Source organism: Streptomyces mobaraensis NBRC 13819 = DSM 40847 (assembly GCF_017916255.1).
Classification (GTDB): domain Bacteria; phylum Actinomycetota; class Actinomycetes; order Streptomycetales; family Streptomycetaceae; genus Streptomyces; species Streptomyces mobaraensis.
On sequence record NZ_CP072827.1, the window covers coordinates 3118220 to 3135727 of the forward strand.

The window sequence follows — 17508 nt, forward strand, 5'->3', positions numbered from 1 at the left end:
CACGCCACGGCCCGGGGATCCGTCGGACGGCCTTCGCCGAATGATCTCCATCACAGCGCCGACGCCGCGCCGAACGGCGCCGCCGCCGGACCGGCCCTTGAGCGAACGTTCCGTCACACGGCGCGGTACACCGACACCAGACAGGAGACGGTGACCGACAGCGGCTGCGCCAACGCGGCGACCCGTTCCCCCAGTTCGTCCGGCGTCACGTGCCGCGCGCTGGGCCCCATCAGCACCAGGTTCATCACGTCCTCCGCCGAGAGGACGACGGTGTGCTCGTGCGTCCCGGCGTCGACGGCCTCGAAGCGGTCGCCGAGCGTCCGCCGCAGCCGGTCCTCCTTGTCCGCGTCCACCGCGAGCAGCCCGAGGCTCTCGCGCAGCCCGGCCAGGTGGCGGGCGGTCGGCGTGACGACCACGAGCGCGCCCCCGGGCCGCAGCACCCGGTGGAACTCCCCGCCGTTGCGCGGCGCGAAGACGTTCAGCACGACGTCCACGGACCCGCCGCGCACCGGCAGCGGACGCCAGACGTCCCACGTGGCCGCCCACGCCCGCGAATGTGCCCTGGCCGCCTGCCGCAGCGCGTATTTGGAGGCGTCGAGCCCCAGCCCGACGGCGCCCGGCAGCGCGTCCAGGGCGGCGGCGAGGTAGTACCCGGTGCCCGCGCCGGCGTCGAGCAGTGTGCCGCCGTCCGGGCAGTGCGGCGCGACGGCCCCGGCCAGGGCCCCGGCCAGCGGGGCGTAGTGCCCGGCGCCCAGGAACGCCGTCCGGGCCCGCACCATGTCGGCCGTGTCGGCGCTGCCCGCCCGCATGTTGCCGGTCAGCAGGCCGACGTAGCCCTGGCGCGCGACGTCGAACGAGTGCCGCCCGGCGCAGCGGACGGAACCGTCGGCCAGGACGAGCCGCTCACCGCAGTGCGGACAGGCCAGGACGTCGAGGAGGCGGAGCCGCGCCTCGGGCGCGACGGGAAAGGCGGGCATGCGTGGTCCTCCGCAGCGGTGGGCCGCGTGTCAGCAGTGGAACGGTCGGGATCGTCGGCGGCCCGGGCCGACGCCTCGGGCGTGACCCCGCCTCAGCCGGAAACCTGCGGACAGCTGGAGAACGCCATGGTCACGAGGCTAACACGGGCTCCCTGGCCCCCCGCTGGACCGCGCGCCCGCCCCTCACTCTTCCGTCCCCCTTCCGTCCCCAGGCTTCCGCCTCCCCTCAACAGCACTGCCAGGTGAGCACGGCCCGTTCGAACCGCCGTTCCGCTCCCCCGTGCCCCACGGCCGCTCAGACCTTCGTCACCATCTCGACCGTCGCGCCCCGCTGCTCGGCCCACGCCTCCAGGACCGTGCGGCAGGCGTGGTCGAGGTGGCGCAGCCGCGACAGGTCGAGCTCCACGGGCCGGTCCTCCGGGAGCGCCTCCAGCGTCTCCAGCATCCGGGGCAGCCGGAGGAACGTCGCGTTGCCGCCGGCCGTGACCGTGAGCCGGCCGTCCGCCGACTCCCGCACGTCGAGCTGGATGTGCGACGTCTCCCAGGCGGACTTGACGACCGCCAGCAGCAGCCCGGCGAGCACGCCCTCGAACATGTTGGTGGCGATGATGGCCACGGCGGTGACCGCCAGCACCACCGCCTCGCCCCGGTGCTGCCGCCAGAGCGGCACGATCTGCCGGACGGGGACGAGCTTGCAGCCGGCGTGCACGAGGACGCCCGCCAGCGCGGCCAGCGGGATGACCCCGACCGCGGCCGGCAGCAGCGCGGCGAACAGCAGCAGCCACATCCCGTGCAGGACGCGTGCGGCCTTGGTGCGCGCACCCGCCTGCACATTGGCCGAACTCCGCACGATCACGGCCGTCATGGGCAGCGAGCCCAGCATCCCGCAGACCGTGTTGCCGATGCCCTGGGCCATCAGCTCCTTGTCGTACGCGGTCCTCGGACCGTCGTGCATCCGGTCCACCGCCGCGGCGCTGAACAGGCTCTCCGCGGAGGCGATCAGGGCGAAGGCGAGGACGGTGCCGAGCGCGGCGACGCTGCCCAGCGCATCGAAGGCGTCGGCGCCGGGCGGCCGGACGGCCTCGGCGATGCCCCGCACCTCGACGGTGGCCACGGGGAGCCCGGCCAGGGCGCAGACGGCCGTGGCGAGGGCCACCGCCACGAGAGGCGCGGGCACCGCGCGCGCCCCGGCCGGGAGCTTCCGCCACAGGACGAGGACCGCGATCGTGCCCACGCCCACGAGGAAGGGGACGAGGGCGTCGGCGTCCGTCGCCACGGTGGCTATGAGGTCCGGTATCCCCATGATCTTGTCGACGCCGGACCGGGGCTGCCGGACCTCGGCCATGGTGTAGAGCTGGCCGAAGAGGAGGACGAGCCCGATGCCGGCGAGCATGCCCTGGACGACCGCCACGGACACGGCCCGGAAGAGCCGGCCGAAGTGCAGTGCCCCCAGGACGATCTGGAGCAGCCCGGCGGCCAGCACGAGGGCGCCCAGGGCGCCCGCCCCGAACTCGTGCACCGCCTCCAGGACGAGCACGGTCAGCCCGGCGGCCGGACCGCTGACCTGGAGGGAGCTGCCAGGCAGACAGCCGACGACCAGTCCGCCCACGATGCCGGTGACCAGGCCGAGTTCGGCGGGCACTCCGGAGGCCACGGCCACCCCGACGCACAGGGGAAGGGCCACCAGGAAGACGACGAGCGACGCCAGGAGGTCCTGCCGCAACGTGGCGGGGCTCGGGAGCTTCTTACGGTTCTTGAGGTTGCTGAGGGTCGAGACCATGACTGCGGTTCCTCGCACTGTGAGGGGACGGGGCCGATGGTCGCCGCCCGGGCGGCGGGCGGACGCGCGGGTCACAGCACGTGGAACCGCCCATCGGACCGGAGTTCCCTGACGGCACCCGTGTGCACCTCGTAGTACCAGGCGTGCAGCCCGACGCTCCCGTCGGCGATCCGCTCGGCGACGCACGGGTGGGTGCGCAGCCGCTCCAGTTGCGCGATCGCGTGCCGCTGCACCGGTCCGGCCAGGTCGGGCCCCCAGGCCCCCGCCGGTCCGTCCCCCGGCCGGGCGGCCGTCCGCTCCAGCCAGCCCCGCACGGCCGGCACGCCGGACAGGTCGTCCCCGCCGACCAGCGCCCGTACGGCGCCGCAGTGGGAGTGGCCGCAGACCACGATGTCGCGCACGCCCAGCACACGGACCGCGTACTCGACGGTCGCCGTCTCGCCGGTGGGCTGGTCGGCGCTGTACGGGGGGACGACGTTGCCGGCGGTGCGCAGCTCGAACAGCTCACCGGGCCGGGCTCCGGTGATCAGCGACGGCACCACCCGGGAGTCGGAGCAGGTGATGAACAGCGCTTCCGGGCGCTGGCCGGATTCCAGGGCGCGGAACTCGTCGGCTCGTTCGGACACATGGGTGGCGAAGGACCGGGCGTTGGCTATCAGGGACCGCATGGTGGCCTTTCTCCTGCGCCCCGCCGTTTCCGGGCAGGGCGCGGTGTGGTCAAGGTCAGCACTGGGGTGTCGGACGCCGGCGGCCCCGGCGGGGGATCGCCGGGACATGCCGGGACATGCCGCGTCATGAGTCCCCGACGCGGAGAGCGAGGGAGCGGGCAGGGGCAAACGCGCCGCCCCTGAACGGCCGGGGAACCGGGGCCCGTGGAGCAGCCCTTGGCCTCCACGTTACCCGTCGCATCCGGTCAAGAGAATGCCAAATCCACGTCTCGGGAAGGTAATTGGCGCTCGGCCCGGACCAGCGCACCGGGGGCGCACAACCGCGTGGCGAGAAAGGGGCGCACACACCCCGAAGCGCCGCCGGCACGAGCGCCACGCGGCGAAAACACGGTCAAGCCACCCCGGAATCGGGGTGGCTTGACCGATCGGCCGACGGCGGGCGGCATCGCCGCCCGGGCCGTCACCGCTTGCGGACGTACTTCCTGACGAGCACCCCGTTACCGAAGGCGCGCACCGAATCCAGCGAGAAGTCCGTCACCCGGAAGTCCGAGCCGAACATCGGCATGCCGGAACCGTAGATCTGCGGATAGGTCTTGATGACCAGCTCGTCCACCTCGTCCGCGAGCTCCCCGGCGACCTGCGAACCGCCGCAGAGCCAGATGCCCTTCTCCCCGTCCTCCGCCTTGAGTTCGCGCACGGCGGAGGCGATGTCCCCGGACAGCAGCCGCACGTTCGGGTGGGGCGGCTCCGTCAGGGTCCGGCTGGCGACGTACTCGCGCAGGTGCCCGTACGGACTGGGGAACCCGGCGTCCAGGCCGAGCTGGTAGCTGCCGCGCCCCTGGACGACGGTGTCGAAGTGCCGGTTCTCCAGGCCCTCCAGCCCGAGGAGGCGGCGCCCCTCGGCGGAGACGGTCTCGGGGTACTCGGTCTTGAGGTACTCCAGGAACTCCTCTTCGACGTAGGCGAACATGGAGGACGCGTCACCACTCGGGTCGCCGATGAACCCGTCGATCGAGCAGGCGACGAAGTAGGTGAGCTTGCGCAAGAGGGTCCTCGTTTCATGGACGGCGGGTGTCTCCGGCGGCCGGGCCGCCGGGCGGCCGCCCCCGGGGAGGCGAACCACTCCACACATAGTGCTTCAGTCGTAGTGGTTCCGCAAGACCTTTCCGCCGGCCGATCCCGCCCACCGGCGGCGCGAGCGCCACCCCCGTGCACCCCGGCACCCACAGCCCGGGACACCGACCCGCCCCGGAAAAATTGCCCACCGCCCACATGCCGGAATGTTCAACTGACGCCACCGGCGGATCGATCACCCGGCAATTACCGGAACACCGCCTTCGACCCGATTTTCGACCGCACGGACGACGCGATTCGCCGCCTCCTCCCCGGCCGAGGCGAATACGGAAAAGATCCTTCGACTCCGCGCCGCGAGCGCCTGGATCATCCCCTTCTGTCCAGTTGAACCTTCCGCTTTCCCGCCCCTCCCCCGCCCACTAGCATCCGCGGGGATACACCCGGAGATACGCCCGGGGATACACCCGGAGATACACACGGTGATTTCCCTGGGAAACACCCGGAGATACGGCCGGGAAAGAGACTTCCGACGATTTCCGATAGCGAGGGTGACATGGCGGCACCGCTGGTCAACGCAGACGCCCTGGTCAAGACCGACCGATCCCGGCTGATCCACCCGCACCTGCCCGGTGCCGCCGCCGATCGGATCGTCATGGTGGAGGGTTCCGGCTGCCGGTTACGCGACGCCCACGGCCGCGAGTATCTGGACGCCACCGGCGGACTCATGCTCGCGCACGTGGGACACGGGCGGCGCGAGATGGTCGAGGCCGCGGCCGGGCAGATGGCGAAACTGGAGTACTACAGCAGCTTCCACGAGTTCACCAACGAGCCTTCCATCCAACTGGCGGACCGGCTCATCGAACTGGCCCCCGCCCCGATGGAGCGGGTCTACTTCACGAGCGGCGGCGCCGAGGCGGTCGACGCCGCGCTGCGCATGGCCCGGCTCTACCACCACCGGCTCGGCCGCCCCGAGCGGACCTGGGTCCTCGCCCGTCACTTCGGCTACCACGGGGTCACGTACGGCGGCGCCGCGGCCACCGGAATGCCCATGTTTCACCAGGGCTTCGGCCCCATGCTGCCGAACGTCCGGCACCTCACCCCGCCGCTGCCCTTCCACCCGGAGCTGTACGACGGCGAGGACCCCACCGAGTACTGCCTGCGCGAACTCCGGGAGACGATCGACGAGATCGGCGCGGAGAACATCGCGGTGATGATCGGGGAACCGATCCTCGGCGTGGCCGGCGTGGTCGAACCCCCGGCCGACTACTGGCCGCGCGTCCGCGAACTGCTGACGGACCACGGCATCCTCCTCATCCTCGACGAGGTCATCACCGCGTTCGGCAGGACCGGCCACTGGTTCGCCTCCGGACGGCTCGGCGTCACACCCGACTTCATCGTCACCGCCAAGGGCCTCACCTCGGGGTACTTCCCCATGGGCGCGCTCCTGGTGGCCGATCACGTGGCCGAGGTGGCCACCCGGGACGAGGGGTTCCTCGGCGGGTACACCTACAGCGGCCACGCGACCGGCTGCGCCGTGGCCCTGAAGAACCTCGAGATCCTGGAGCGCGAGGACCTCCTCACGGCCGCCGTCGAGGTCGGCGACCACCTCGGCGCACGGCTGCGCCGCCTGGAGGAGCTGCCCGTCGTCGGCCAGGTGCGGCAGACCGGACTCATGCTCGGCATCGAGCTGACCGAGGACCCGGCCACCGGCGAACCGCTGTCGGCCGACCGGGTGCCGCCCCTGGTCCGGGAGCGCGCCGGGGTCATCGTCCGCAACAACCCGAACACCGTCCTGCTCAGCCCGCCCCTGGTGATGACCCGCGACGAAGCCGACCGGGTCGCGGCGGCCGTCACGGACGTCCTCACCGAGTTCGCCGCCACGACGCGCCGCGCCCACCGCGCGTCCGCCCCGGCCCCCTCGGCCCTGGACGCCCCCTGGGGCCGTCCACCCACGATGCCCGACCTGCTCGCCGCCGCCATGGAATGGCACTTCGCCCCCGAAACCGGCTCCCGCTTCTGGCTGGAGCGGGCCAGGACCCTCGACTTCGACCCGCGGAAGGACGTCCGCACCGAGGCCGACCTGGCCCTGTTCCCCAACGTCGTCGACGCGTTGCGCGACGCCCGCGTCGAGGACCTCGTCCCGCGCGGGTACGGGGACGGGCCGATCCCGCTGGACATCTTCGAGAGCGGCGGGACGACCGGCGCGCCCAAACGCGTCGTCTGGCCCCCCGACCTCCACGAGCGGCTGACCTCCTGGCACTCCGAGGTCCTGGACGAGCGAGGGGTCCCCCGCGGGGTCAACTGGCTGACGATCGGCCCCAGCGGCCCGCACCTCTTCGCGCCCACGAGCCGGACGCTGGCGCACCTGCGGGGCGGCATCCCGTTCACCGTGGACCTCGACCCACGGTGGGTGAAGAAGTGCGTCGGCGAGGGCAGGGCGGAGGAGACCAAGCGGTACGTGGAGCACGTCCTCGACCAGGTCACGGCCATCCTGCGGAGCCAGGACGTCGGCGTCGTCTTCACCACGCCCCCGCTGCTGGAGGCGCTGGCCGGCCGCGAGGAGCTGGCCGAGCTCGTCAACAGGAAGGTCGACACCCTCATCTGGGGCGGCTCCTCCATGAACGTCGACACCCGCGCCCTGCTCCGCACCCAGGTGTTCCCGGACGCCCGGCTGCTGGGCTTCTACGGGAGCACGATGGTCGGCGGCGGCATGTACGAGCGGGACGGCGTCGCCGAGCACGAGCCGTCCGTGTTCGACCCGCCGTACCCGTTCATCAGCATGCGCGTCGTCGACCCGGACACCGGGAAGCCGGTGCCCTACGGCGAGCGCGGCCAGGTGGTCATGAACCATGTGAGCCGCGGCCTGCTGCTCCCCAACAACCTCGAACGGGACACCGCCCTCCGGCTGCCCGCCGCCGAGCACTCCGGCGGCGACGCGGTCGCGGACATCCAGCCGGTCCGGACGTTCGGCGGCACCACCGTGATCGAGGGGGTGTACTAGGAATGGCCGGCTCCACGGCACCCCTCCACCTCGACGCCCTCGGCCCCGGCGGCCCCTACCGCACCCAGGCCAGGGAGACCGTCCACGACGTCACCGGACGACCGGTCGCGGAACTGAGCGTGGTGCCGCGCCTGTACGTCCGCCGCGCGCTGGCCGCCCTCCGCCGGGCGGAGACACCGCCATTGGACGAGCGGACGGCGGCCCTGGCCGAGGCGGGCCGGCTGTTCGCGACCGCCGTCATCGACGGGATGTCCGTCGAGCGGTACGAACACACCGTCGCCCGGGTGAGCGGCCTGCCCGTCTCCGTCGTGCGACAGGCCACCGGCACACTCGCCACGGGCCTGGCCGGCGCCTATGGCTTCGCCTGCCAGGCCAGGCCGCGCGGCAGCCGCGATGTGTCGGCCGGTGCCGGCACAGCACGCTGGATCCGGCGCGGTGCCGTGCTGTCCGTACTCGTCGCCGGCAACCACCCCGCCATCCACACCCAGTGGGTGGAGGCGCTGGCCCTCGGCTACCGCGTCGCCGTACGCCCCTCCCGCCGCGAACCGCTGAGCGCGCACCGGCTGGTGACCGCCCTGCACGAGGCCGGCTTTGGCACGGACCACGTCGTGCTGCTCCCGACGGACCACGGGGTCGCCGACGAACTCGTCGCGGGCGGCGATCTGGCCCTGGTCTACGGCGGCGACACCGTGGTGGACAAGTACGGTTCCGGCACGACCGTCCTGCCCCACGGCCCGGGCCGGTCCAAGATCCTCATCACCGCGGACACCGACTTCACCCGGCACCTCGACACGATCGCCGACTCGATCGGCGCACACGCCGGCGCGTCCTGTACGAACGCCACCGCCGTCTTCGTCGAAGGCGACCCGGCACCGGTGGCCGAGGCCGTCGCGGACCGGCTGGCCCGCCTGCCGTCCCTGCCGCCGGAGCACGACGACGCCGCACTGCCGGTCCAGCGCCTCGACGAGGCGCGGAACCTGGAGAAGTACGTGCGCGCCGAGGCGGCCGGGGCCACGGCCCTGCTCGGCGGCGACACCCTCGTCGACGACCTGGGCGACGGCGCCGCGGTCCTGCGTCCGGCGGTGTTCCGGGTGGACCGCGCCGACGCGCCCCAGACCCGCCTGGAAATGCCGTTCCCGTGCGCCTGGATCGCCCCGTGGAGCAGGGCCGACGGCCTCGGCCCGCTCCGCGACACGCTCGTCCTCACCGCCCTCACCTCCGACCACCGCCTGGTCTCGCGCCTCCTGGACGAGCCCACCATCCGCAATCTGCACGTGGGCGACCACCCCACCCACGTCCTGACGCCGGGCCTGCCGCACGACGGCTACTTCGGCGAGTTCCTGATGCGCGGCAAGACCTTCACCCCGCCGCCGGCCCCCTGACCGGGCACCCGAGCCGAGTCCCCGCCGCCCGCGCGCCGACGCGGGTGCCGGGGACTACCGCGGTTCCGGACCGGCCTGTTCCGCGGGACGGTCGATGAGGACCGCGAGCCCGTCGAGGACGCGGCCGAGGCCGAACTCCCAGGCGTGCTCGGGGCTGTACGCGGCGCCCTGCGCGCTGCCCGCCGCCGTGCCCACGCGGGCGGCGGTGGGGTACGCCGTCGGATCGAAGACCTTCTCCAGCAGGGGGGCGTTGGCCGCCCACCACTGTGCGTCGTCCATCGCGCTCTCCTGCCGGGCGGCGCGCGCCTCGGCCACCGAGCGGGCGTTGGCCTGGACGAAGGTGAGCAGGAAGGTCAGGGCGGCGTCCATCTCGACGTCGTCGAGACCGAGTCCGTCCAGTGCCGACAGTTCGTGCTCGTACTTGGCCATCAGCCCCGGCCCCAGCGGCGGCCGCCCGGTGGAGATCGTCGCCGCCCAGGGGTGCTCCTCGAACATCGCCCTGTTCTCCTCGGCCACGGCGGTCAGCCGGGCCCGCCACGGCTGCCCGGAGGTGTCGGTCCGGGGCATCCGCAGGTAGGCGGTGTCCAGCATGAGGTCCAGGAGTTCGGCCTTGCCCGGCACATAGGTGTACAGCGTCATCGGGACGACCCCCAACCGCTGCGCGACGCGGCGCATCGTGACCGCGTCCAGCCCGTCGGCGTCCGCCAGGCCGATGGCGACGGCGACGACCGTGTCGATGTTCAGCCGCTGCTGCGGACCGCGCCGTGGCGCGTCCGGAACGCGCCAGAGCAGCTTCAGGGAACGGGCCGGATCGCCGGAGCCGCTTCGGTCGGAAGTCACAGGGACATTCTGACCCACAAAGCTTCTCTGTACGCAGTACACTGTATGCAGTACAGAGAATCTGGACCCGTTCAAGGAGGACCTTTGCCGATCACCGCTTCCGCCGTGTCCCTGAACGTCGACGACGTCGAGGCGTCCAGCGCCTTCCTCGCCGACCACTTCGGGTTCCGGGAGGACATGAGCGCCGACGGCTTCGCGTCGCTGTCCCGCGAGGACGCCGGGATGAACGTCATCTACCTGCGGCGCGGCCTGGCCTCACTCCCCGACGACCAGCGCGACGACCACGCCGACGGCGTGATCCTGGCCTTCGTCGTCGACGACCTCGAAGCCGAACTGGCCCGCCTGACCGCCGAAGGCGTCACGATCACCATGCCGCTGCGCGAGGAGCCCTGGGGCGAACGCGCCTTCCAGGTCACCGACCCCAACGGCGTCATCGTCCAACTCGTCGACTGGAACGCACCCACCACCCACTGAACGGGCCGCCGGAGGACCGCACCGACGGGCCGGGCCGCGACTCCCGCGGCTCGGCCGGCCGCATGATGGACAGCCCTCTCCGCGGGGTGCGGCTTACGGGTGGTTCGGATTGATCCACACCGCGTCGAAGTCGTTCGCGCCGAACGCCGACGAGAACCCCATCCACCCGTCCGAGATCGTCACCGGATAGCCCGCGTCGACCGCGAGCGTGAGCGGGTCGAGCCGGACGTACTTGTCCCCCTTGAAGAGGTAGGTCCTGCCGTCGGGAAGGCGCACGCCGTCGTCGATGTCGGAGCCGAACCCCGCGGACGCCAGGCTCGGCGCGAGCGAGGAGATCGTGTCGGGCCCTTGGATGATCCCGGCCGGAGGGGACCCACGCAGACAGCGGTTGTCGTGGAAGAACCAGGCCGAGCCGTCCCCCACGCCGAATCCGCCGTCGAGGTAGTCCTCGAAGCCGGTGCCCGTGAGGAAGGACGCCCAGCCGTTGGTGATCGGCCAGGGGTACGGGGGCTCGCCCACCAGGTCGACGATGTCGTTCTGCGCGGTGCCGTAGCGGACGTAGTTGCCGCCCTTGTAGAAGGAGACATACTCTCCGGCATCGTCGTTGATGGCCGCGTCCAGTCCGCTCGCGAACCCCCGGGCCGCCATGCCTCCCCAGTTCGTGGCGATCGACTTCACGTACTCGACGGTTCCGGGGTCGGGGTCGAGCTCGTAGCGCGCGTAGTTCCCGCCTTTGATGAAGTAGACCTTCGCTCCCATGACGCACCTCCTCTTGAAGGCGTCAAATCGTTTCGCCCGTGCAGCCGTTCCGGCATGCGGGGGGGGTCGCGCACGCGGCCACCCGCGAACCGGGGCCGAACGGCAGTCGACGGCGAGCCGCAAGTCGGGCAGGTGATCGTTCAACAGCCACCGCGGCTTCCGAACCGCCGGCCCGTACGCATGTACCAGGCTTGGGGGCACCAGGGTTCCGGATCGGCGGAACGCCCCTTCCTCTTCAAATGTATCCCCACCCTGGCGCCCGCGCCCTGGGCGGCGGCGAGGCTCACATCCCTGGAGCGCGCGCTGTGGTCAGCATCCATTGACCGGAGGGGGATCATCCACCGCGGACCATTTCAACAACCGGCCGACTTGGGTCGATTCGGGACATTGAAGCACCAAAGGCCCTCTTCGGCCGCCAGTTTGAAACGCAGCCGCCACGGCGGCGAAGCGCCGGCGACCGAAGGCTCTCGGACACCCGGGAAACGAGAAGATCCCGCCCGATCTGAACGATCGGACGGGATCTTCCGTGACTGCTCCGGAACAGTCGTGTTGTGGACCTGAGGGGATTTGAACCCCTGACCCCCTCGATGCGAACGAGGTGCGCTACCGGACTGCGCCACAGGCCCTTGCAACGAGTGAAACTCTAGCACCCCGACCGGCTGAGAAGAAAATCGCCCTTCGCTCGCCCTCCCGCGGCTGACCAGCGCGAGGGTTCCCGAAGGGCGGGTGGTGCCGTCACTCGTTGGCGGCGCGGGGGCGCTCCTCGTCCGCGTACTGGTCGAAGAGCGGGGTGCGGCCGCGTTCGCGGGGGCGGCGGCGGGGACGGGCGCCCCGGCGGTCGTCGGCCGGTTTGCGGTCGAGGGAAGGGCCGGCGGTACTGGAGCGGGCGGCGCTCCAAGTGTCCGGGGTGCCGAGGTCGGCGGAGTCGCCGGCGCGGGGGGCGACGGGGGCCGTGACGTAGGTGGGCAGCGGGACGGGCACGGGCTCCCAGCCGTCGCCCTCGGTGCCGCGGTCGCGCTGCTGGTCCACCCACTCCGCGTGGTCGGTCTGCTCGACCAGGGCGCGGCGGCCCGCGCTGGGCGAGGGCGCCGACGGGGCGGCCGGAGCGGCCGGGGGCTCAGTCGCGGCGGCGGGGGCTGGTCGGCGGACGGTGTCCGCGGGGACGGGGGCGGCGACGGTCGTGGGGTCCGCCGCCTGCTGAGGGCGCGGGCGGCCCTCGCGCAGCCGCTGGGCGGCCAGTTCGGCCCGGCGCTGGTCCATGACGAAGGCGAACCGCCGCCGTTCCTGGACGCGCAGGTAGCAGATGTACGCGCTGAGAAGCACCGCCGGAACGGCCGGGGCCCACAGGAAGGCGATGCCGCCGACGCCCGCGACGACCGCGCCGAGGGTGAAGGCGAGGAAGAGGAGAACGGTGGTGCGGCGGCGGCGCGCGAGGACCTTGGAGCGGCGGGCGCGTTCGGCCGGGGTGGGGGGAGTCCGGTCGGGCGCGGGTACGCCGGAGGGCCGGGCGGCGACCGGTGCGGTCGCGGCGTCCGGCTCCTGGGGACGCGCCGTCGGGGCGTCCGCCGCCACGCCGGATGCCGACGCGTCCGGTGCCGGCGCGCCGGCGGAGGCGCCGGCGCGTTCGAGCTCCTTGGCGTAACGGCGCTCCATCCCCGCCCGTCCGGACAGCAGCCGGATGGCGGTGCTGAAGCGTTCCGTCGGACGGGCTTCGTTGAGCTCGTCCTGCCTACGGAGCCACATCGGCACCAAGTAGGCGGCCCAGGCCCCGACGATGACTGCGTAGATCAGGCCGCTGCTGCTCACACTGCACACGGTAGAGGGGTCCGCTCGGCGGATTCCGCCAATTGGCGCGGTGTGTCGCACGAACCGGCTGATATCTCGAACTTTTTTTGTGATTGTTGGGTTCGAAACCGAACGTCGACCGTCATTAGACAGCCCAATTCGAACATCTATTTTATTTTGCGAGGCGGGAGCGGTGCCACCGGCTGACGACCCCGTCCACCGCCTCCTCCGCCGTGAGCGCGTAGACCAGGTGGTCCCGCCAGGCGCCGTCGATGTGCAGGTACCGCGGGCGGAGCCCCTCCTCGCGGAAGCCGAGCTTCTCCACCACCCGGCGGCTGGGCGCGTTCTCCGGCCGGATGCACACCTCGACGCGGTGCAGGCCGAGGGTGCGGAAGCAGTGGTCGGTGACCAGGGCGACGGCGGTCGGCATGACGCCCCGGCCGGCCACGGCCTCGTCCACCCAGTAACCGATGTGCGCCGAGCACATCGACCCCCAGGTGATGCCCGCCACCGTCAACTGGCCGGACAGCCGCCCCTGGTACTCGATGACGAAGGGCAGCATGCGTCCGGCGTGCGCCTCCGACCGCAGGTGACGGACCATCTGCCGGTAGGTGGGACGCCGCGCGGGCGGGCCGCCGGGCGGGGGCGGCGGGACGGTGGCCTCCCAGGGGCGCAGCCAGTCGCGGTTGCGCCGGTTGACCTCGCGCCAGGCGCTGTGGTCGCGCATACGGATGGGGCGGAGCAGGACGTCCCCGTCCCGGAGCGCCACCGGCCACATGGTCATGCCGGGTTCCGCGGCGCGGGTCCGGGGTGATCACCGCCGTGCAACTGGTCCACGGCGTGCGCGAGCACCCGGCCGAGGACGGCCAGGCCGTCCCGCACCCCGCCCGTCGAACCGGGCAGGTTGACGATCAGGGTGCGTCCGGCGACGCCGGCCAGGCCGCGGGAGAGCGCGGCCGTCGGCACCTTGGCGAGCCCCTCGGCGCGGACGGCCTCGGCGATGCCGGGCACCTCGTAGTCCAGGACCGCCCGGGTGGCCTCGGGGGTGCGGTCGGTGGGCGAGACGCCCGTACCGCCGGTGGTGACCACCACGTCGTACCCCTCGGCGACGGCCGTCCGCAGCGCGGCCTCGACCGGGTCGCCGTCGGGTACCACCAGGGGTCCTTCCACCGCGCAGCCCAGTTCGGCCAGTCCGGCGACCAGCAGCGGACCGCCTCGGTCCGGATAGACGCCGGCGGCGGCGCGGTTGGAGGCGGTGACGACCAGGGCTCTCACGCGCGCCGCCAGTCGCCGGACGTGCCGCCGGACTTCTCCTCGACCCGGACGTCCGAGATGACGGCGGCCTTGTCGACCGCCTTGACCATGTCGACGACGGTGAGGGCGGCCGTGGTGACGGCGGTCAGCGCCTCCATCTCCACACCGGTGCGGCCGGTGGTGCGGACGGTGGCGGTGATCTCGACGGCCTCGTCGGTCAGCGCGAGGTCGACGGTGACGCCCGAGAGGGCCAGCGGGTGGCAGAGCGGGATGATCTCCGGGGTGCGCTTGGCGCCCATGATCCCGGCGATCCGGGCGGTGGCCAGCACATCGCCCTTGGGCAGGCCCTCGCCGCGCAGCAGCTCCACCACGCGCGGCGCGACCAGCACCCGTCCGCTCGCCCGCGCGGTGCGGGCGGTGACGTCCTTGGCCGTGATGTCGACCATGCGCGCCGCGCCCGCGTCGTCGAGGTGCGTCAGCCGGGCGGGTGGGGGCTGGGTGCTGCTCATCGTTCTCCCGGTCCAAGGCCAAGGCCGTCAGTGGGGTGCCACCGTACCCGGAGGCGGCGGCGGTCAGTCGAGAAGGATGACGTCCACCTCGGCGCCCGCCGGGACGGAGGTGACGTCCTCCGGCACCACGATCAGCGCGTCGGCCCGCGCGAGCGCCCCCACCAGGTGCGATCCCGCGCCCCCGACGGGGGTGACCCGCCCGTCCGCGTACCGGCCGCGCAGGTACTGGCGGCGGCCCCGCGGCGACGGGCCGACGGGCTCGGCGCACTCGGCGCGGACGACGGGGCGCTCCGGCGGTTCGAGGCCCATCATGGCGCGGACGGCGGGCCGGACGAACAGCTCGAAGGAGACGTAGGCGCTGACGGGGTTGCCCGGGAGGGCGAAGAGGGGGGTGCGGCCGGGCCCGAGCCGGCCGAAGCCCTGCGGCTTGCCGGGCTGCATGGCCAGCCTGCGGAACTCGACCCGGCCCTCGTCGCCGGAGAGTCCGGTGAGCGCCGCCTTGACGACGTCGTAGGCGCCGACGCTGACACCGCCGCTGGTGACGATGGCGTCGGCGCGGACGATCTGGTCCTCCAGGGTGGCGCGCAGCGTCGCGGCGTCGTCCTCGACCGCGCCGACGCGGTAGGCGAGGGCCCCGGCGTCGCGGGCGCAGGCGGCGAGGAGGTAGCTGTTCGAATCGTGGATGCGGCCGGGGGCCAGCTCGCCGCCGGGCGGCACCAGCTCGCTGCCGGTGGAGAGGACGACGACGCGGGGGCGCGGGCGGACGGTCACGGTGGCGCGGCCGATCGCGGCCAGCAGCCCGAGCTGGGCGGGGCCGAGGACGGTGCCGGCGGCGAGCGCGAGGTCGCCGGCGGCGACATCGCTGCCGCGGGCGCGCACATGGGCGCCGGCGGTGACGGGGCGGTGCACGCGCACCGCGCCCAGCCCGGCTCCCTCCCCGGAGGCCCCGCCGGCGATGCCGCCCGCGGACATGGTGGTGGCGGGGCCTCCGCCGAGCCCGCCGTCGGTCCACTCGACGGGGACGACCGCCTCGGCGCCGGGCGGCAGCGGCGCCCCGGTCATGATCCGCGCGGCCTGGCCGGGCCCCACGGCGACGAGCGCCCCGTCGCCGCCCGCCGCGACGTCGCCGACGACCGTGAGCACGGTCGGGAACTTCTCGCTCGCGTCCCGGACGTCGGCGGCCCGGACCGCGTAGCCGTCCATGGAGCTGTTGTCGAAGGGCGGCAGGGCGGCGGGCACCGTGACATCCTCGACGAGCACGCAGCCCTGGGCGTCGAGCAGTTGGAGCTCGATGGGCTCCAACGGACGGACCGTGCGCAGGATGTCGGCGAGGTGCTCGTCCACGGACCAGAGGCGGTCCGCGCCCGGCGCGGCCGCGGCGGCGTCGCTCACAAGGCTCACAGGGCTACATCTCCTCGGTGACGTACCTACGAAGCCAGTCCCGGAAGTCCGGTCCCAGGTCTTCACGTTCGCATGCCAGTCTGACAATGGCACGCAGATAGTCACCACGGTCACCGGTGTCATACCGGCGTCCCTTGAACACTACGCCGTGCACCGGTCCGCCGAGGCCCGGCTCGGCGGCGAGGGCCTGCAGGGCGTCGGTGAGCTGGATCTCGCCGCCGCGCCCCGGCGGGGTCTCCCGCAGCACGTCGAAGATCGCGGGGTCGAGGACGTAGCGGCCGATGACCGCGTAATTGCTGGGCGCCTCGGCCGGGTCGGGCTTCTCGACGAGCCCGGTGACCTCGACGACGTCCTCGGCGTCGGTGGGCTTGACCGCCGCGCAGCCGTAGAGGTGGACCTGGGACGGGTCGACCTCCAGCAGGGCGATCACACTGCCGCCGGAGCGCCGCTGGATGTCGACCATGCGGGAGAGCAGGGCGTCCCGCTCGTCGATCAGGTCGTCGCCGAGGAGGACGGCGAACGGCTCGTTGCCCACGTGCGGTGCGGCGCAGAGCACGGCGTGACCGAGGCCCTTGGGATCGCCCTGCCGGACGTAGTGCATCGTCCCCAGGTTGCTGGACTCCTGCACCCGGGCGAGCCGGGAGGCGTCGCCCTTGCGGCGCAGGGCCTCCTCCAGCTCGTAGTTCCGGTCGAAGTGATCTTCCAGGGGGCGCTTGTTGCGGCCGGTGATCATCAGGACGTCCGTGAGGCCCGCGGCGACCGCTTCCTCGACCACGTACTGGATGGCCGGCTTGTCGACGACCGGCAGCATTTCCTTGGGCGTGGCCTTCGTCGCCGGCAGGAACCGGGTTCCCAGGCCGGCGGCGGGAATGACAGCCTTGCTGATCCGAGGTCGCGCGTGAGTCATGGGGCGAACACTATCCGTTGCGAATGAGTGGAAGATGCGGCTCCACCGAGTATGAACCGAGAAAAGGAGTTTGTACGAACAATGGGCACGGCAGATGGCGGCAAGACCGACTTGCGGCGAATTCTCCTGGACCGACGCGCGGCCCTGAGCCCCGGAACGATCGGGGCCGCGCAGGAGGCGCTGGGCCGGCGCGCGCTCGGCCTGCCCGAGCTCGCGGGCGCCGGAACGGTCGCCGCCTACGTCTCCGTCGGCCGCGAACCGGGCACCCGCGCCCTGCTGGAGCGCCTGCGCGACCGCGGCGTCCGGGTCCTGCTGCCCGTCCTGCTGCCCGACAACGATCTCGACTGGGGCCTCTACCGCGGCCCCGGCCACCTCGCCAGGGCCGGCCGCGGACTGCTGGAACCGGACGGGCCCCGGCTCGGCCCCGACGCCGTCACCGAGGCGGACGCCGTGCTGCTGCCCGGCCTGGCGGTGGACGGCAGGGGCATGCGACTGGGGCGCGGGGGCGGCTCGTACGACCGCGTACTGGCGCGCCTGGAGCGCGCGGGCGCGACGCCCGCCCTCGTCGTGCTCCTCTACGACGACGAGGTGGTCGCGCGGGTCCCGGAGGAACCGCACGACCACCCCGTGCACGCGGTGGTCACCCCTGGCGGGGTGCGCCGCTTCGCGCCGGCCTGACCGGCGCCCGTTCACCTGG

Annotated in this window: 16 protein-coding genes and 1 tRNA gene; 4 read left to right on the plus strand and 13 right to left on the minus strand. The window is 72.9% G+C overall.

Annotated elements, in window-relative coordinates; genetic code table 11:
- Nucleotides 1–113 precede the first annotated feature (113 nt).
- The 4 genes from J7W19_RS13035 to J7W19_RS13050 all read right to left on the minus strand — a co-directional run bounded on the left by J7W19_RS13035 (nt 114) and on the right by J7W19_RS13050 (nt 4470).
- Nucleotides 114–977 carry a putative RNA methyltransferase gene (locus J7W19_RS13035; protein ID WP_004947141.1) on the minus strand — a complete coding sequence of 288 codons (864 nt, stop codon included), beginning with the start codon at nt 975–977 and terminating at the stop codon, nt 114–116.
- A 295-nt stretch (nt 978–1272) separates the two neighbouring features.
- Nucleotides 1273–2757, minus strand: a complete 1485-nt coding sequence (locus J7W19_RS13040; RefSeq protein ID WP_004947140.1) for a SulP family inorganic anion transporter — start codon at nt 2755–2757, stop codon at nt 1273–1275.
- Nucleotides 2758–2828: 71 nt separating this feature from the next.
- A complete protein-coding gene (locus J7W19_RS13045) occupies nt 2829–3425 on the minus strand; it encodes a carbonic anhydrase (protein WP_004947137.1) in 597 nt (198 codons plus the stop codon).
- 460 nt (nt 3426–3885) lie between these two features.
- Complete coding sequence (locus tag J7W19_RS13050) at nt 3886–4470, minus strand: dihydrofolate reductase family protein (protein ID WP_004947135.1); 585 nt, start codon at nt 4468–4470, stop codon at nt 3886–3888.
- Between the two features lie 582 nt (nt 4471–5052).
- Between J7W19_RS13050 and J7W19_RS33660 the strand changes: the two genes are divergently transcribed.
- Both J7W19_RS33660 and J7W19_RS13065 read left to right on the plus strand, forming a co-directional pair.
- Nucleotides 5053–7500, plus strand: coding sequence for an aminotransferase class III-fold pyridoxal phosphate-dependent enzyme (locus J7W19_RS33660; protein ID WP_004947133.1), 2448 nt, complete (start codon nt 5053–5055; stop codon nt 7498–7500).
- A gap of 2 nt (nt 7501–7502) precedes the next feature.
- Entirely contained in the window at nt 7503–8882 is a 1380-nt protein-coding gene (locus J7W19_RS13065; RefSeq protein WP_004947129.1) for an aldehyde dehydrogenase family protein, read from the plus strand.
- Nucleotides 8883–8936: 54 nt separating this feature from the next.
- On the opposite strand, the gene J7W19_RS13070 is transcribed toward J7W19_RS13065, so the two are convergent.
- Complete coding sequence (locus J7W19_RS13070) at nt 8937–9722, minus strand: TetR/AcrR family transcriptional regulator C-terminal domain-containing protein (RefSeq protein ID WP_004947127.1); 786 nt, start codon at nt 9720–9722, stop codon at nt 8937–8939.
- An 84-nt stretch (nt 9723–9806) separates the two neighbouring features.
- On the opposite strand from J7W19_RS13070, the gene J7W19_RS13075 reads away from it, so the two are divergent.
- Nucleotides 9807–10196, plus strand: coding sequence for a VOC family protein (locus J7W19_RS13075; protein WP_004947124.1), 390 nt, complete (start codon nt 9807–9809; stop codon nt 10194–10196).
- Between the two features lie 93 nt (nt 10197–10289).
- On the opposite strand, the gene J7W19_RS13080 is transcribed toward J7W19_RS13075, so the two are convergent.
- The 8 genes from J7W19_RS13080 to galU all read right to left on the minus strand — a co-directional run bounded on the left by J7W19_RS13080 (nt 10290) and on the right by galU (nt 16811).
- A complete protein-coding gene (locus J7W19_RS13080) occupies nt 10290–10955 on the minus strand; it encodes a hemopexin repeat-containing protein (protein ID WP_004947121.1) in 666 nt (221 codons plus the stop codon).
- A 552-nt stretch (nt 10956–11507) separates the two neighbouring features.
- Nucleotides 11508–11581: transfer RNA gene (locus J7W19_RS13085), tRNA-Ala, on the minus strand.
- Between the two features lie 109 nt (nt 11582–11690).
- Nucleotides 11691–12761, minus strand: coding sequence for a divisome protein SepX/GlpR (gene sepX / locus J7W19_RS13090; RefSeq protein ID WP_004947115.1), 1071 nt, complete (start codon nt 12759–12761; stop codon nt 11691–11693).
- Nucleotides 12762–12912: 151 nt separating this feature from the next.
- The gene (locus J7W19_RS13095) at nt 12913–13524 is read right to left on the minus strand and encodes a GNAT family N-acetyltransferase (protein WP_004947113.1); all 612 of its coding nucleotides are present in this window, start codon (nt 13522–13524) and stop codon (nt 12913–12915) included.
- On the minus strand, nt 13521–14015 hold the full coding sequence (locus tag J7W19_RS13100) for a MogA/MoaB family molybdenum cofactor biosynthesis protein (protein WP_004947111.1): 495 nt from the start codon (nt 14013–14015) through the stop codon (nt 13521–13523). The genes J7W19_RS13095 and J7W19_RS13100 overlap by 4 nt, the downstream gene beginning before the upstream one ends.
- On the minus strand, nt 14012–14503 hold the full coding sequence (moaC, locus tag J7W19_RS13105; RefSeq protein ID WP_004947110.1) for a cyclic pyranopterin monophosphate synthase MoaC: 492 nt from the start codon (nt 14501–14503) through the stop codon (nt 14012–14014). Before moaC ends, J7W19_RS13100 begins: the two co-directional genes overlap by 4 nt.
- 63 nt (nt 14504–14566) lie before the next feature.
- Nucleotides 14567–15895, minus strand: coding sequence for a molybdotransferase-like divisome protein Glp (gene glp / locus J7W19_RS13110; protein WP_004947107.1), 1329 nt, complete (start codon nt 15893–15895; stop codon nt 14567–14569).
- Between the two features lie 13 nt (nt 15896–15908).
- Nucleotides 15909–16811 carry a UTP--glucose-1-phosphate uridylyltransferase GalU gene (gene galU, locus J7W19_RS13115; RefSeq protein ID WP_004947104.1) on the minus strand — a complete coding sequence of 301 codons (903 nt, stop codon included), beginning with the start codon at nt 16809–16811 and terminating at the stop codon, nt 15909–15911.
- A gap of 81 nt (nt 16812–16892) precedes the next feature.
- Here galU and J7W19_RS13120 point away from each other — a divergent pair, with 81 nt between their 5' ends.
- Entirely contained in the window at nt 16893–17489 is a 597-nt protein-coding gene (locus tag J7W19_RS13120; RefSeq protein WP_004947101.1) for a 5-formyltetrahydrofolate cyclo-ligase, read from the plus strand.
- Nucleotides 17490–17508 lie beyond the last annotated feature (19 nt).